The following is a 15,182-nucleotide window of genomic DNA, read 5'->3' on the forward strand; positions in this document are numbered from 1 at the left end:
CTTTGCCGCCACTGGGTCGCTCGTTATACTGCGCGACAACTTCACCGAAAGAGCCGTGCTCTGTGAACCGGCCCACGCCCGTTAAAACCGATAATTTCTTCCTGCTGATCTTTCGTGCCCTGCGTCATCGCCGTGTACCGATCGCTTTGCGCATTGCCAGCCATAACGTGATCCTGGTCGCTTTGGCGCTGGTGATCTACGCCGGTGTCATGGGCCTGCAGTTCAAGCAGGCCATGCATGAACAGGCTGATGCGCTGGGGCAGGCCCTGACCACCCAGACCGCCACCTCGGCTACCGAGCTGTTGGTGTCCAACGACATCCTCAGTCTCAACGTGCTGCTGGGTAATCTGGTCAAGAATCCGCTGGTAGCGCATGCCGCTATCTACAGTGTGGATAACCGCATCCTCGCGGAGGCCGGCCAGCGCCCGAAAAACGGGCTACTGGGGGAAGCTCAGGGCCTGTATGAAATCAAGATCACGTTCCAGGACGTGATGGCGGGCCATCTGCGCATCAGCCTCGACATGTCACAGTTCCAGCAGCCGCTGACCATCAGTCTGCAGAGCATGGGCATTCTGGCCGGCATCCTGCTGGCCCTTGCGCTGGCCCTGAGCCTGCGCCTTGGTCGCCATATCTCCACGCCACTGATGCAGATGCGTATCTGGCTACGGAATATTGACCCGTACACACCAGCCACAGATCGCCAGGATGAAATCGGCGATCTGGCGCGGCAGTTGCGTACCTCGTTCGCGCCGCCTGTACCGGAGCCAGAACCGCTGCCCGAGCCCGAATATGAAGGCGAGGAAGACGACAGCGAAGATCCTTATCTGGAGCCGGAAGAGAAGCCCGCGCCAAAGGTTTCGGCACGCAGCAGCGAAGCAAAACCGCGCTTGCCGGCACCACCTGTGCAGCGCCGCATCGTTGCCGAAGAAGATGAAGACGACGATGATGAGGATCCGTTCGCCGATCTGCGCGACCAGTCGGACAACTCGCCAGCCGTTCGCCCGGTGGCTGCCTCGGCAGCGCCGGTCGAACCGCACAACAGCGCAGTGCTGGCCGTGCAGCTCGGTGCGCAGGATCAATTGCGCCGCCTGCCCCGCGCACGCCTGACCGAATTGCTGCAACGCTACCGCGACTGCCTCGATCAGGCCGCTTCGCTGTATGAAAGCGAGCTGCATACGCTGAATGACGGCAGCACGCTGATGCTGTTCCACAGTCACGAAAGCGGTGATGACTACCTGACCAACGCAATCTGCTGCGGTGAGCTGTTGCGCGCACTCAGCCATGCCTTGCAGATCGAGGTGGCCGACAGCGGCATTACCTTGCAACTGCAATTGGGCCTGACGCTGGGCGAAGGCTTGAGTGGTTTGAGCCAGATCGATCTGTTGCTGACCGAAACCGCGCAGGATGCACTGGCACTGTCTCAGCACAGTCGCAACCTGCTGCTGGTCGAGCGCCGCATCAACGACGACCCGCTGATCCGCCAACGCGCCCGCATCCGCCCGATTGCCAGTCCGGAAGGTGCCTGCTGCGTAGAACGCCTGATGGAGCCCTACCCGTCGATGCTCGAACGCCAGTTGGCGCGCATGCACGAATCCAACAAGGCCTGATCGCCTCCTCCGCTGACTCCTCCCTCGTGCCCATGCTCTGCATGGGCACGCCGCTCTGGGCGCTCGGCGTCAGATCCTGATCAACCTGGCCCGGCGCAAACAGTTGACGCAGAGCGTCAAGAACTGCATTCCCACGCGGAGCGTTAGGAACGATAGGTGTCCACAAGATCACCGTCGTGCCCGTGCTCCAGCGTGGGCATGCCGCACTGGGGCGTGAGGAAGGACAGGTGTCCGCAAGATCACTATCGTGCCCATGCTCCAGCGTGGGCATGCCGTTCTGGACGCTCTGCGTCCTATCCTGACGGTGCGGCGCGCCAGGAACGCCGAGGTGTGGGAACCAGAGATGAGCGCCCAACAAAAAGCCCGCATCGCTGCGGGCTTTTTGTTGGGCCGATCCTAGAAGCGGAACACTTCAAGATCAGTGCGTATAGGGGACGCCAGTGGAATTCTTGGCTTGTCAGGCTCTTTGGCCTTGGCGACAGGTGTTTTTTTCGGCTCTTCGAGCGCCTGCCAGGAAATCGGCTTGATGGCCGTGCTGACCTGATCAGCCAGGCGCTGCAGCAGCATACCCTGGGCCTTGACCTGATCGGCAGAGCTGCCGGCATGGACTTGTTCCAGGTGGACCAGTCGGCTGTCACGCACATGGCCTTTGCGGTCCACAAGTCGCCATTGTGCGTCCAGTACTGCGGGCTGTTTGGCACCGGAGTCCAGGCGAGTGATGGACAGCACGACCTGAACATCGGGCGTGAAGCTGGCCGTTGCGGGCGCCATGACGACGCGCTGGCTGTCCAGCTTCCAGGCCAGCTGACGCAAGAGCAACTGGTCGATATCCGAAGACAGGTTACCTGCCCAGCGCCCATCGGACGAGGCGGTCAGGGTACCGTCAGGCTGGCGTTGCAGCAGGGTTTCGCGTTGCAGATAGTCGGCCACCGAAACAGGACCCAGCAGTACTGCCAGACCACTACTCTGTTTCGGCTGACCAGGCTCACCACTATCGAGCTGATAAAGCGCGGTCGGCTGGTGCACACTGCAACCAGCCAGACCCAGAACGCCAGTCATCAGCAGGATCAAGGGAAGGCGTAGAAAATTCATCATCCCATCCAGGTGGCCGTCCAGAGACAAGCCACAGTATAAGTACTTTCAAGACCCATGCAGGCACTGAGCCACGCATGCACCCCAAGACCCCATATCATCCGTGAATATGCACCATGACTCCAGCGATTATGCATCGTACTTCATGGCAAAACGAAGAACCTTGGTGCCAGATCAATGTTTTCAGCTATTTTCCACCAATAATGCATCGACCCTCTGGAAGCCCCTTGGCAGTTTATTGCCTCGTCGGCCACGTTCCCCCTTGTAATGTTCGAGGTCTTCAGGTTTCAGCGACAGCGTTCTTTTGCCCGCCTGAAGTACCAGCGTAGCGCCTTGTCCGATCACCGCAAGATCAGTCACATACTCTTCACGGCTGGCTACCCGCTCACCCGGAATACCGATGATCTTGTTGCCCTTGCCTTTGCCCAACTGCGGCAAATCGCTGATCTTGAACACCAGCAGGCGGCCTTCGGTGGTCACCGCAGCCAGCCAGTTCTGCTCACGATCAGGCACGGGGCGAGGCAGGATGACTTTCGCCCCGGCCGGCAGGCTCAGCAGCGCCTTGCCCGCCTTGTTCTTGGCTTGCAAGTCTTCGCCTTTGACGACAAAACCATAACCGGCATCCGACGCGATCACGTACAACGCATCATCTTCCGGCAGCAATACGCACTCGAAGGTCGCACCCGGTGGCGGTTGCAGCTTGCCCGTCAGCGGCTCGCCCTGGCCTCGCGCTGATGGCAGGGTGTGGGCCGCAACCGAATAGCTGCGCCCGGTCGAGTCGATGAACACGGCGAACTGATTGGAGCGGCCGATGGACGAGGTCTTGAAACCGTCCCCGGCTTTATAGGAAAGCCCGGTAGCATCGATGTCGTGGCCCTTGGCGCAGCGTACCCAGCCTTTTTCCGACAGGACGACAGTCACCGGCTCAGTGGGCATCAATTCGTTTTCAGACAGCGCCTTGGCTTCGGCACGGGCAACGATGGGCGAACGACGGTCGTCGCCATAGGTTTCCGCGTCGGCAATCAGCTCGGCACGCACCAGTTTGCGCAGCTTGGACTCGCTGCCCAGCAACGCCTGAAGCTTGGCCTGCTCCTTGCGCAAGGCGTCCTGCTCGCTGCGCAGTTTCATCTCTTCCAGACGCGCCAACTGACGCAGACGGGTGTCGAGGATGTAATCGGCCTGAATTTCCGACAGATCGAAACGCGCAATCAGCTCCGCCTTCGGATGCTCGGCGGTACGGATGATGTGAATCACTTCATCGAGGTTCAGGTAAGCCGTGAGCAAACCGTCCAACAGGTGCAGACGATGCTCGACCTTGTCCAGGCGGAATTGCAGGCGGCGACGCACCGTACCGATACGGAACGTCAGCCATTCGCCTAGCAGTGTCTTGAGGTTCTTGAGCTGCGGCTTGCCATCCAGACCGATGATGTTGATGTTCACCCGATAACTGGATTCCAGCTCGGTGGTCGCGAACAGATGCTGCATCAGCTCGTCCAGCTCAACCCGGTTGGAGCGCGGGATGATCACGATACGGCAAGGGTTCTCGTGGTCCGACTCGTCGCGCAGGTCGGCAACCATCGGCAGCTTCTTGGCCTGCATCTGCGCGGCGATCTGTTCCAGCACCTTGGCACCGGATACCTGGTGCGGCAGTGAGGTGACGATAATGTCGCCATCTTCGATGCGATAAACCGCACGCATGCGCACCGAGCCACGTCCGGTCTCGTAGATTTTCAGCAGGTCGGCACTTGGCGTGATGATTTCCGCTTCGGTCGGATAATCCGGCCCCAGAATGTGCTCGCACAGCTCGGCAACCGTGGCCTTGGGATCGTCCAGCAGGCGAACGCAGGCACTGGCGACTTCGCGCAGGTTATGCGGCGGCACATCGGTCGCCATACCGACGGCGATACCGGTGGTGCCATTGAGCAGGATGTTCGGCAAACGTGCCGGCAACACCGCAGGTTCGTCCAGGGTGCCGTCAAAGTTCGGCACCCAGTCAGCGGTGCCTTGGCCCAGCTCGCTGAGCAGGACTTCCGAGTAACGCGACAGACGCGCCTCGGTGTAGCGCATGGCCGCAAAGGATTTGGGATCATCCGGCGCACCCCAGTTGCCCTGCCCGTCCACCAGCGTGTAGCGGTAGCTGAACGGCTGAGCCATCAGCACCATCGCTTCGTAACAGGCCGAGTCGCCGTGCGGGTGGAACTTGCCGAGCACGTCGCCGACGGTACGCGCCGACTTCTTGTGCTTGGCGTCGGCACCCAGGCCCAGTTCGCTCATGGCGTAGATGATGCGTCGCTGAACAGGCTTCAGGCCGTCACCGATATGCGGCAAAGCACGGTCCATGATCACGTACATGGAGTAGTTGAGGTAGGCCTGTTCGGTGAAGTCCGCCAATGATCGGCGTTCTACACCATCCAGGCTGAGGTCAAGGGAGTCGCTCATGCGGGCCTCATTATTTCGTTGACTGGCGCAACAGCAAATTGCCGCCACGCTGTGTGAATTCGAGTTGTTTCATTGCGCTCATACCCAGCAGCACCTGTTCACCGTCCAGACCGGGTGCCACCAGGGCACGCACATTGGTCAGGACGATATCGCCCAGTTGCAAGCGGTCAAGCGTGGTCCGAAAACCCTGACTGCTGCCGTTGGCCGTGCTGACCGTGACGGGAAAGCCACGCTTGAGCCCCAGGCGGTCAGCCATATCACCGGGTACGGCCACATCGGTCGCCCCGGTGTCGATCATGAACTCCACTGTCCGGCCGTTGATCTGGCCGGTGGTGACGAAGTGCCCCTGACGATTGCCTGCCAGCTGCACCTCTATATAGCCGTCACCGTGTTGCGAGGTGACCACGGCGTTGGGGTTCTGCTGCCGGTCTTCCCAATCGCCGAAAAAGCGCGTCGCGAGAAACAGACCGGCCGCCCAGGCCACGATCATCAGCACCTTGCCAGCGCGCTTGCCTGGCTGCACCTCGCTCACTGCTCAGCGCTCCAGCCCGCCTCAGGTGCAGCGAAACGCCAGACAATCGGGCGTTTCTCACCGTCGGCACGCACACCGAAGTTATTATCGATGCCGATCCACGCGCCCTTCTCGTCCACCACCAGTGCCTCGGTCAGCCCGTAGGGTTGATCGTAACGACGCGACGGCACCATGGCTTCCTTGGCAAACGACCAGCAACGCTCGACCTGCCCGGTTTCGAGATCACGCCGACAGATGCGATACACCGCGCGTTCCAGCGTGAACAGCTTGCCGTTGTACAACGACACATCAGAAAAATCCGTCGACACCTTTTTGCTGCCCTGCTCTGGCGGCAACGCGTCCAGACCGGACTCGGACAGCAGCACGCAGCTTTGCCCGCAGGTCCACTGCTCCTTGTCGCGTTGCACCACCAGCAAGCCGCGCTTCTCGCGTTCGGCCGCCAGCCACAGACGGTCGCCCGCAGGATTCACGGCAATCCCTTCGAAAATCGCGTTAAAGCGCTGCAACATGCCCTGAGCCTGCGCCTGATCCACCAGCGCTTGCGGCAAATCCAGCCAGAACGGTTTACCGCTGACTGGAACCTTCAGCACTGCGCCGTAAGCCTCGCTGACCAGATAGCGATTGCCGGCTGCATCACAGCTGACACCCTCGAAATCCAGACTGCCGCCGCGTATCAGCGCGGAAAGACCCGCCATGAAACGCAGCTTAAGCGGCAGATAGCTTTGTGGTGCCGGTGCGTCAATGTGGTGTGACTGAGCCTTCCAGGTGTCTTGCGACACATCCAGGCTGTACAGCACATCGTCGTCACGGTCGGACACGGTCCACAACTGGCCGTTGCACATTGCCAGACCTGACAGATTGCCACCGGCCATGTCATCTACCGGGTGCTCGGATTGCAGCTTCAGGGCCTCGAGTGGCGCAGCGACAACCGGCGCGGCAATCAGGATCAGGGCGGCGAGCCAGGCTCGTATCAAGTCAGGACCTCGGCAAGGTTGCCCTTCGACTCGAGCCAGGACTTGCGATCACCTGCACGCTTCTTCGCCAGCAGCATGTCCATCATTTCCGAGGTGGCGGCGAAATCGTCCAGCGTGAGCTGCACCAGGCGCCGGGTGTTCGGGTCCATGGTGGTTTCGCGCAACTGCGGCGGGTTCATCTCACCCAGCCCCTTGAATCGGGTGACCTGCGGCTTGCCACGTTTCTTTTCAGCGACCAGGCGGTCAAGGATCCCGTCACGCTCGGCTTCGTCCAGCGCGTAGTAGATTTCCTTGCCCAGGTCGATCCGGTACAGCGGCGGCATGGCGACGTACACATGCCCGGCGTCGACCAGCGGGCGGAAGTGCTGCACGAACAAGGCACACAGCAGCGTCGCAATGTGCAAACCGTCCGAGTCGGCGTCAGCCAGGATGCAGATTTTGCCGTAACGCAACTGGCTGATATCGGCTGCGCCCGGGTCAACCCCGATGGCCACGGCAATGTTGTGGACTTCCTGACTGGCGAGCACTTCGCCGCCGTCCACTTCCCAGGTGTTGAGGATTTTGCCGCGCAGCGGCAGGATCGCCTGGAATTCCTTGTCGCGAGCCTGCTTGGCGGAACCGCCGGCAGAGTCACCCTCGACCAGGAAGAGCTCGGAGCGCGCCGGATCCTGTCCGGCACAGTCGGCCAATTTGCCCGGCAACGCCGGCCCTTGGGTGATGCGCTTGCGCTCGACCTTTTTGCTTGCCTTGAGGCGCCGACCGGCGTTGTTGATCGCCAGATCGGCCAGTTGCAGGCCTAGCTCGGAGTGCGTGTTGAGCCACAGGCTGAACGCATCCTTGACCACACCGGAGACGAAGGCCGCCGCTTCACGGGACGACAGACGTTCTTTGGTCTGCCCGGAGAACTGCGGCTCCTGCATTTTCATCGACAGGACGAAGGCAATGCGTTCCCAGACGTCTTCCGGGGCCAGCTTCACACCACGCGGCAACAGGTTGCGGAACTCGCAGAACTCGCGCATGGCATCCAGCAAGCCCTGGCGCAAACCGTTCACGTGGGTGCCGCCCTGCGCCGTCGGGATCAGGTTGACGTAGCTTTCCTGAACGCTGTCGCCCCCTTCGGGCAGCCAGAGCAACGCCCAGTCGACCGCTTCCTTGTTACCGGTAAAGCTGCCGCAGAACGGCTCGTCCGGCAGGCGCAGGAATTCGGTGACCGAGTCCTGCAGGTAGGAACGCAGGCCGTCTTCGTAATGCCACTCGACTTTCTCGCCGCTGGATTTGTCTTCGAAGCTGACCAGCAGACCCGGGCACAGAACCGCCTTGGCCTTGAGCACATGCTTGAGACGGCTGACAGAAAACTTCGGTGTATCGAAATACTTCGGATCGGGGGCGAAATAGACGCTGGTCCCGGTGTTGCGCTTGCCAACGGTGCCGACGACCGCCAGTTCGGTGGCCTTGTAGCCGTCAGCGAAGGTCATTTCATATTCGTTGCCATCACGCTTGACCCGCACCCGAACCTGAGTGGACAGCGCGTTGACCACGGAAATGCCCACGCCGTGCAGGCCGCCGGAGAACTGATAGTTCTTGTTGGAAAACTTGCCGCCTGCGTGAAGCTTGGTGAGGATCAGCTCGACGCCGGACACGCCTTCTTCCGGGTGGATGTCCACCGGCATGCCGCGGCCGTCGTCGGAGACTTCGAGCGAATTGTCGGCATGAAGGATGACCTGTACCGAACGCGCGTGCCCGGCCAGGGCTTCGTCGACGCTGTTGTCGATGACTTCCTGAGCCAAGTGGTTGGGCCGCGAGGTGTCGGTGTACATGCCCGGACGTTTGCGAACCGGATCGAGGCCCGAGAGGACTTCGATGGCGTCTGCGTTATAAGAGCTAGCGCTGGGAGTGGCCATGGGTTCTCGTTATCAATCTTTCATGGAATTTCGGGGGTTCAATGTTCTTGCATTCATGTGACCGGGCATCGATCACCTACAGCGCCGACAGATCGATCTTCTGCAACAGATCGGGGGCAAATCCGGCAAACGTCAGCAGTGCCGGCATGCGCTCGGCAAAACCCTGAAAACTGTGGTCGCCGCCCGCCTGAATGCGCAAGGCACAGGCCCGGTAAAACTTCTCGGCGCGACGATAATCGAGCGTCTCGTCACCGGTCTGCAGCCACACCTGAAACTGCTGCGGGTCCTGCGGCGCGGGTACTTCGAGCTCGGCCAGCGCCCGGATATGGTCTTCGGTCAACTGCCACTGCTCGCCGGTGTACAGGTTCTGTTGCACGCCGAGAAACCCGTCGAACAGCTGATGCGGATTGACTGCCGGGTTGATCAGCACCGCCTTGAGGCCGTGCCGCTGCGCCAAATGAGTCGCATAGTAGCCGCCGAGGGAGCTGCCGACCAGTAATGGCCGTCCCAGCGCCGTGATAGCCGCTTCAAGCTGGAGCATGGCCTGACGCGGATGGTGATGCAGTTCAGGGACTTGCAAACGATCAGCCAGACCCAGGGATTTCATCAGCGCGCTTAATTGACAGGCCTTTCTCGACAAGGCCGAGCTGTTCAAGCCATGGATGTATAGCAGTGAAGGTGTGTCGCTCGTCACGCTGTCGCTCCCGGGTGCAAGGCAAAGCCGTGTAGTTTACAGGGACTTACGCTACAGCACCTCACCGGAAACGTATCCGCCTGCCCGATCAATAGCCGGTGCCGCCGTAATCAACCTCGAATTCCAGGCCGACCACTCGGGAAACAGCCGTTTCCAGCCGTCCATCGTCATGCAGTCGCAGCCAGCGATAGCCCGGCGCCGTAGTGTCCACCTTGAAATCCACACTGCCCGGGGCGAACTGAATGCAGGTCGAAGGCGACGCCAGCAGGCGCACGCCGTTACGCATCTGGTCGAACTCTTGATGCACATGCCCCCACAGTATGGCGCGAACCTGCGGAAAACGATCGAGCACGGCAAACAACGCATCGGCATTGCGCAAGCCGATCGGCGCCATCCACTCACAACCAATCGCCACCGGGTGATGGTGCAGGCAAACCAGGTGATGCCGGTCAGGCGCTTCGCTCAGCGACTGTTCCAGCAACTGCAATTGCGCAGCCGCGAGAAAACCCGGCACCGAACCGGGCACCGCTGAATCCAGCAGCGTCACCCGCCATTGACCGATATCCACCACAGGGTCGAGCAGCCCATGATGCTGCGCAACCTGTTCCATCTGCGGCAGTTCGTCGTGATTACCGGCGAACCAGCGCGCTGGCGCATTGATCCGCCCGCTTATCTGACGAAACGCTTCGTAAGACTCGACACTGCCGTCCTGGGAGATATCGCCGCTGGCGACCACAAGATCGATGTGCGGCTGCTCGGCCAGCACCCGATCAACGACTTTTTCCAGACTGTCCCGCGTACTCATGCCCAACAACGCCTCGTCCGCCTCGGCGAACAAGTGGCTATCGGATATCTGCACCAGCAAAACTGACGATGAAAGGGCTGCGCTCGGCAAGACCGTCTCCCAGAGAGGATTCAGCGCGATTATGTGATGCGGCAACGGGCGGGTAAACCGGGAATGTGCGTGCGGACGAGCATTTGGTCACATTTGCTGATTCACGGTCTTGGGTGGCAAGAACCATCAGTGTGTCGAGAAGCGATCAGCGCACCGCCTCAAACTCATGCCCACACGCCAGGCAATGACTCAGCCATTCGCCCAGAAACAGGTTGAGCTGGGCCTTTTCGTCTGGTTGGTGCATGTCGGCGTTGGGGTAGGGATAGATGCCCCGGAAGCGTCGTGCATGTTCGGCGCCGATGACTTCGGCCATGCGTGCGTCGTGATAGACCTGTACTTCGAGCTTGGGCACCGGTAGCCAGGGCAGGCTGTGTTCCTGGCAGACCTGCAAGGTGGTGGTGTACGGGCAGTCGAGCAGTACTTCGACTGCCAGCACGCCGAGCATCTGATCACCCTGGGTAACGGCGACGCGGCGTGAGCGCTGTTCGTTGCGCATGTCGGGCAGCAGGCGCATCAGGCGCGCGTAGTTGGCCTCGCACGCGGCCTGCAGTCCGGCAAGATCGACACGGTAGCGTTCGCGCACTGGACTCACGACCATAAACCCCTTATCTCTGCACGATTCAGCGCCAGCCATTGCAAGGCGATGATCGTCGATGCGTTCTTGATTATTCCGTCTTTCATCGCCTGCATGGCGTCATCGAATGACCAGACCGTGACCCGGATGTCTTCGCCTTCAGATTCCAGCCCGTGCAAGCCGCCCGCGCCTTCGCTCGTGCAGCGCCCCAGAAACAGGTGAACATACTCGTCGCTGCCACCCGGCGAAGGGAAGTATTTGGTGATCGGCCACAACGCTTCGAACTTCAGCCCAGCTTCCTCCTCCGCCTCGCGATGAGCAACTTCTTCCGGCTGCTCGTCCTTGTCGATCAGACCTGCGACCAGTTCGACCAGCCAGGGGTTGTTGGTCTTTTTCATGGCGCCTACGCGAAACTGCTCAATGAGCACGACTTCGTCACGTTTGGCGTCATAAGGCAGCACGCAGACGGCGTCGTGGCGAACGAACAGTTCGCGGCTGATTTCCTTGCTCATCCCGCCCGCGAACAATTCGTGGCGCACATGCAGCTTGTCCAGCTTATAGAAGCCCTTGAAGCAGTTTTCACGCTTTATGGTTTCAAAAGCGCTTGGTGCAGATCGTGTGGTCTGGGTCATGGGTTTCTCGCTTGCCGCCGTGTTTGACATCGGGCCATCCTAACGCGCATCGGCAGTCAGATGCAGCCCCCTTGAAGATGCAGGGTAGACGGCCGGGACTTAAAACAATTCTAATCTGCCATGATCGAACCGAAGACGTTGTTTACAGTCCAACCAGCCTGCATACGTACAACGCAACCGCCTTTACTGACACTGCCAAGGATCAACATGTCGTTATTGAGGATCACTTCACTGGCTTGCCTGGCCCTGTTGCTCGGCGCCTGCCAAAGCCTCTTCACGCCCAACATGCGCACACCGCTGCAAGTCCAGCGCGATGCTTCCGAGCTGATCAAGCCGGGCTGCACCACGGCCGACTGCCCGTTGGTGAACATCGATACCGTGCACTTCCCCGATGAGCCGCGCCTGGACGCCATCGTTCAGAAGACGTTGCTGCAACTGACCGTTGCCGACAGCAGCGCATCGCCGCCTGCGTCGATCAAAGCCTATCAGGAACAGTTTCTGAGCCAGGCCCAGGGTCGCAACGCCAGCTATCTGCAGGCCAAGGTACGCGAGCAGCATGACGGTATCGTAGTGGTCGAGCTGTCCAGCTATCTGGAGACAGGCGGTGCCCACGGCAACCCGGGTCGGGCGTTCATCAACTATTCGCGTCAGCAGCAGAAAGTCCTGACCCTGGCTGACATGATCATCCCGGGCAAGGAAAGCGAGTTCTGGCAGAAAGCCCAACTGGCCCACCAGGGCTGGCTGGTATCGACCAAGATGAATGAAGACAGCGAGTTCATGAAGACCTGGCCGTTCAAGCGCACGCCCCACATTGCGCTGACCTACGGTGCAGTGATCCTCAAGTACTCGGTCGATACCATCGCGCCGTATTCGATGGGTCACATCGAGCTGAAGATTCCTTATCCGCAGCTCAATGGCATCCTCAAGCCGGAACTGTTCCCCGGCCGCGGTTGATCGCACCGCCGATCAGCAGTTGCAACACGCCAGCGACAATGAGCGCTGGCAGTGTTGCGCCCACTTCAGGATAAAGATTGGCCAGCAGATGATAGGTGCTGAGCCCGCCGAGCCACGCCAGCAGGCTCATCCAGCGCAAACCGCCCTCCGCCGCCTGACCACTGCGACCACGCAGAACGAAATGGTCAACCAGCACGACGCCGAACAGCGGCGCGAATACCGAGCCGATCAATAACAGAAAGTTCTGATACTGCGCCAACGGTGCCAGACAGGCGATCAGCGTACAGATCACGCCAATCACCAATGCCAGATGCTCGACCTTGATGCGTGACAGCAGAGCACTGGAGACCGCAGCCGAGTGAATATCGGCGAACGCATTTTCCGTCTCGTCCAGCAGAATCAGGAGCAGCGGGATACCCAGACCTGCGCCGGCCAGTGCCAGCAGCAAGGCATTGATCTCGCCGCTTGGGGCGAACGCCAGGGTGTAGGCGACGCCCAGGCTCATCAGCCAGAAGTTGCCGATGAAAAAGCCGGCAGCCGTGCCGCCGAAGACACTTTTCGCGCGTTGCCCGAAGCGTGAGTAGTCGGCAATCAGCGGCAGCCACGACAGCGGCATGGCGATGGCAATGTCGAACCCCGAGGCAAACGGCAGCGAACCATCGCCGGAGGTTGCCCACAGCGCGGGCAGATCAGCCTTGGCCAGCAGGTTCCAGGTCAGCCATGCACACGCCGTCAAGAGTATCCACAGGCCCCACTTGCGCAGAAACCGGCGCACGAAGGTCAAGGGTCCGCTGACGGCCAACAGCGTGGCCAGTGCGCCGAACAATAGCGTCCAGAGCAACGGACTGCTCCACAGGCTGCCCTCTGCAAAGGCCCGAGCGCCGAGCAGACTGGCTGCGTCGCGCATGACGATGATCTCGAACGAGCCCCAACCGATCAGTTGCAGCAGGTTCAATACCGCGGGCAGCGACGCGCCCTTGCTGCCCAGGCTGAGCTTGAGCGCAGCCATGGACGACAGGCCGGTATCGCTGCCGATCACGCCGACGCTGGCGAGCAGCAAGACGCCCACCAGCGTGCCGAGGAAAATCGCCAGCATCGAGCCGGACATGCCCAGCCCCGGCGCCAGCAAGGCCCCGGTCTGCAACACCATCAGGCCAATGCCGAGGGAAAACCACAGGGAAAACAGATCCCGCCCGCCGAACACGCGCTGGCTGGCGGGGACTGGGGTATCGGGAGAATAGGTGCCGGGTGTATTCACAGGGGTGTCTCGTGTGGAAAGTCTAGGAACCGGGTGCAGACGCACTGCACCTTCAGAATCGGACGCAGAGCGGGCTTCTGGCCGTAGGCCGTAGGAGCGACCGGGGCGGCGATCCGCATTGTTCGCGAAAGGGTCGTTACATCCGCTGAAGATGTATCGCCCGGAATAAAGCTTTCGCGAACAAGTTCGCTTGTATGGTAAGACTTGAAGGGAGGAGGAGGGACTTAGTTCGCTTCTGACTGTTCGCGCAGTACAGACCCGTAGGAGATTTCACCCCTCCTCCTTTCACCCAAGCGCCGATAAAGAATGCTTAAGGCTCACAACCTACGATAGAAACAAGCCTGCGCCTCTGGGTGGCCCCTTCAAGTCTGTAAACCTTATCCCCGAGGAGGCGTTATGGCAATGCGGGTTACTCTGGAAAAACCGATCATCGGTGTAGATGTCGCCAAGAATGAGCTGGTGATCTACCACGATCAATATGATCGACTTGAGGCAATCCCCAATACCAAAGTCGCCATCACCCAATGGCTGAAGGCCTTGGCGAGCAGCTGCGCCATCGCCATCGAAGCCACTAACGTCTATCACGTCCTGTTCGCGGATGCGGCCCACGAAGCAGGCTGTGACGTTTATATGGTGGATGGCTATCAGCTCAGTCATTACCGTAAAGGCGTCAACATACGCGCCAAAACCGATGCCCAAGATGCTCGTTTGTTGGCCCGATACCTGAAAAACGAGCTTGATGAGTTGCGGCCCTGGATACCTGCGAGCCCGCTTTATCGGCAGCTTCTGAGCCTGTTCCGACGTCGTGCAGCCTTGGTTCAGGCTCGTACTGGCCTGGTACAAAGCTGGACCAACGAGCCTTTTCTGAGAACAGCGTTCGCCAATCAGGTCAACTCGATGAAACGATTTGAGGCGCTCGTTGAAAAGAAGATTCGCGATGTACTGCAGGAAGCCGGGCTGATGAGGCAGGTCAACCGCTGTATGAAAGTAGAAGGGATCGGCTTTCTGACTGCAGCTCGTTTGGTCACTTCTTTTCAGCGAGGCGAGTTCAGCGCAGCGAACGCCTTTATCGCGTTTCTTGGGCTGGACCTGAGAGTATCCAAATCAGGGCAAAGTGATGGACCTCGTCGATTGACCAAACGCGGCGATCCAGAAGCCCGACGGTTGCTGCACAACGCGGCTATGTCCGGGAGCCGTACGCCGGCCTGGAAGCCTTTTTATGAAGAGCAGAGAAAGCGTGGCTTTAGTACAACTCAAGCGCTGGTCATGCTCTCCCGAAAGTTGGCTCGAGTAGTCTTCGCTCTGTTAAAGAACCAGAGCGAATATCAAACAAAAGTGGCTTGAGGGCTTTCCCAAAACCATAGAATCTCCTACGCCCTTCGGGCAGAAGCCAAGCCCTTTCGCGAACAATGCTGGATCGCCGCCCCGGTCGCTCCTACGCCCTTCGGGCAGAAGCCAAGCCCTTTCGCGAACAATGCTGGATCGCCGCCCCGGTCGCTCCTACGCCCTTCGGGCAGAAGCGTGCTCTGCGTCCGATGCATCGCTATGCACAAGTCCGCTTCTGATTCTGGCCGAAGGCCGTGGGAGCGAACTTGTTCGCGAAAGGGGCGTTACATCCGCTGAAGATGTA

13 protein-coding genes are annotated in these 15,182 nt (G+C 60.1%); 3 read left to right on the forward strand and 10 right to left on the reverse strand.

Annotation, left to right across the window (positions count from 1 at the left end; translation table 11 throughout):
• Positions 1 to 62: 62 nt before the first annotated feature.
• The gene (locus tag JOE29_RS21840) at positions 63 to 1,607 is read left to right on the forward strand and encodes a HAMP domain-containing protein (RefSeq protein ID WP_003317180.1); all 1,545 of its coding nucleotides are present in this window, start codon (positions 63 to 65) and stop codon (positions 1,605 to 1,607) included.
• Positions 1,608 to 2,003: 396 nt separating this feature from the next.
• On the opposite strand, the gene JOE29_RS21845 is transcribed toward JOE29_RS21840, so the two are convergent.
• The 9 genes from JOE29_RS21845 to JOE29_RS21885 form a co-directional block, all read right to left on the reverse strand.
• A complete protein-coding gene (locus JOE29_RS21845; RefSeq protein WP_016567056.1) occupies positions 2,004 to 2,699 on the reverse strand; it encodes a PqiC family protein in 696 nt (231 codons plus the stop codon).
• A gap of 183 nt (positions 2,700 to 2,882) precedes the next feature.
• Complete coding sequence (gene parC, locus JOE29_RS21850) at positions 2,883 to 5,138, reverse strand: DNA topoisomerase IV subunit A (protein ID WP_210079855.1); 2,256 nt, start codon at positions 5,136 to 5,138, stop codon at positions 2,883 to 2,885.
• A 10-nt stretch (positions 5,139 to 5,148) separates the two neighbouring features.
• Positions 5,149 to 5,628 carry a TIGR02281 family clan AA aspartic protease gene (locus JOE29_RS21855; RefSeq protein WP_161421471.1) on the reverse strand — a complete coding sequence of 160 codons (480 nt, stop codon included), beginning with the start codon at positions 5,626 to 5,628 and terminating at the stop codon, positions 5,149 to 5,151.
• A gap of 38 nt (positions 5,629 to 5,666) precedes the next feature.
• The gene (locus JOE29_RS21860; RefSeq protein WP_058446022.1) at positions 5,667 to 6,644 is read right to left on the reverse strand and encodes an esterase-like activity of phytase family protein; all 978 of its coding nucleotides are present in this window, start codon (positions 6,642 to 6,644) and stop codon (positions 5,667 to 5,669) included.
• Entirely contained in the window at positions 6,641 to 8,545 is a 1,905-nt protein-coding gene (parE, locus tag JOE29_RS21865) for a DNA topoisomerase IV subunit B (RefSeq protein ID WP_003342973.1), read from the reverse strand. The genes JOE29_RS21860 and parE overlap by 4 nt, the downstream gene beginning before the upstream one ends.
• Positions 8,546 to 8,621: 76 nt before the next feature.
• Positions 8,622 to 9,239 (reverse strand): YqiA/YcfP family alpha/beta fold hydrolase, encoded by a 618-nt coding sequence (locus tag JOE29_RS21870; RefSeq protein ID WP_003366268.1) that lies wholly within the window; start codon positions 9,237 to 9,239, stop codon positions 8,622 to 8,624.
• 88 nt (positions 9,240 to 9,327) lie between these two features.
• Positions 9,328 to 10,134: a 3',5'-cyclic-AMP phosphodiesterase gene (cpdA, locus tag JOE29_RS21875; protein WP_074955258.1), complete on the reverse strand. Its 807-nt coding sequence runs from the start codon at positions 10,132 to 10,134 to the stop codon at positions 9,328 to 9,330.
• Positions 10,135 to 10,279: 145 nt separating this feature from the next.
• Positions 10,280 to 10,732 (reverse strand): DUF1249 domain-containing protein, encoded by a 453-nt coding sequence (locus tag JOE29_RS21880; protein WP_003393560.1) that lies wholly within the window; start codon positions 10,730 to 10,732, stop codon positions 10,280 to 10,282.
• Positions 10,723 to 11,340 carry an NUDIX domain-containing protein gene (locus JOE29_RS21885; protein WP_003342963.1) on the reverse strand — a complete coding sequence of 206 codons (618 nt, stop codon included), beginning with the start codon at positions 11,338 to 11,340 and terminating at the stop codon, positions 10,723 to 10,725. The genes JOE29_RS21880 and JOE29_RS21885 overlap by 10 nt, the downstream gene beginning before the upstream one ends.
• Before the next feature lie 207 nt (positions 11,341 to 11,547).
• Between JOE29_RS21885 and JOE29_RS21890 the strand changes: the two genes are divergently transcribed.
• Complete coding sequence (locus JOE29_RS21890) at positions 11,548 to 12,294, forward strand: RsiV family protein (protein WP_003402864.1); 747 nt, start codon at positions 11,548 to 11,550, stop codon at positions 12,292 to 12,294.
• Here the strand turns inward: JOE29_RS21890 and cytX are convergent.
• Complete coding sequence (cytX, locus tag JOE29_RS21895; RefSeq protein ID WP_210079856.1) at positions 12,263 to 13,552, reverse strand: putative hydroxymethylpyrimidine transporter CytX; 1,290 nt, start codon at positions 13,550 to 13,552, stop codon at positions 12,263 to 12,265. The two genes, JOE29_RS21890 and cytX, sit on opposite strands and share 32 nt — an antisense overlap.
• Before the next feature lie 396 nt (positions 13,553 to 13,948).
• On the opposite strand from cytX, the gene JOE29_RS21900 reads away from it, so the two are divergent.
• Entirely contained in the window at positions 13,949 to 14,896 is a 948-nt protein-coding gene (locus tag JOE29_RS21900) for an IS110 family transposase (protein WP_024648092.1), read from the forward strand.
• Positions 14,897 to 15,182: the final 286 nt, after the last annotated feature.

This window comes from Pseudomonas sp. PvP009, from assembly GCF_017832995.1.
GTDB classification, from domain to species: domain Bacteria; phylum Pseudomonadota; class Gammaproteobacteria; order Pseudomonadales; family Pseudomonadaceae; genus Aquipseudomonas; species Aquipseudomonas syringae.

Bases quoted from the DNA above. Each gene is read 5' to 3' on its own strand.
- JOE29_RS21900 (WP_024648092.1), top strand. From the start codon at position 13,949: ATGGCAATGCGGGTTACTCTGGAAAAACCGATCATCGGTGTAGATGTC.
- JOE29_RS21885 (WP_003342963.1), bottom strand. From the start codon at position 11,340: ATGACCCAGACCACACGATCTGCACCAAGCGCTTTTGAAACCATAAAG.
- parE (WP_003342973.1), bottom strand. From the start codon at position 8,545: ATGGCCACTCCCAGCGCTAGCTCTTATAACGCAGACGCCATCGAAGTC.
- JOE29_RS21890 (WP_003402864.1), top strand. From the start codon at position 11,548: ATGTCGTTATTGAGGATCACTTCACTGGCTTGCCTGGCCCTGTTGCTC.
- parC (WP_210079855.1), bottom strand. From the start codon at position 5,138: ATGAGCGACTCCCTTGACCTCAGCCTGGATGGTGTAGAACGCCGATCA.
- JOE29_RS21845 (WP_016567056.1), bottom strand. From the start codon at position 2,699: ATGAATTTTCTACGCCTTCCCTTGATCCTGCTGATGACTGGCGTTCTG.
- JOE29_RS21880 (WP_003393560.1), bottom strand. From the start codon at position 10,732: ATGGTCGTGAGTCCAGTGCGCGAACGCTACCGTGTCGATCTTGCCGGA.
- JOE29_RS21855 (WP_161421471.1), bottom strand. From the start codon at position 5,628: ATGATCGTGGCCTGGGCGGCCGGTCTGTTTCTCGCGACGCGCTTTTTC.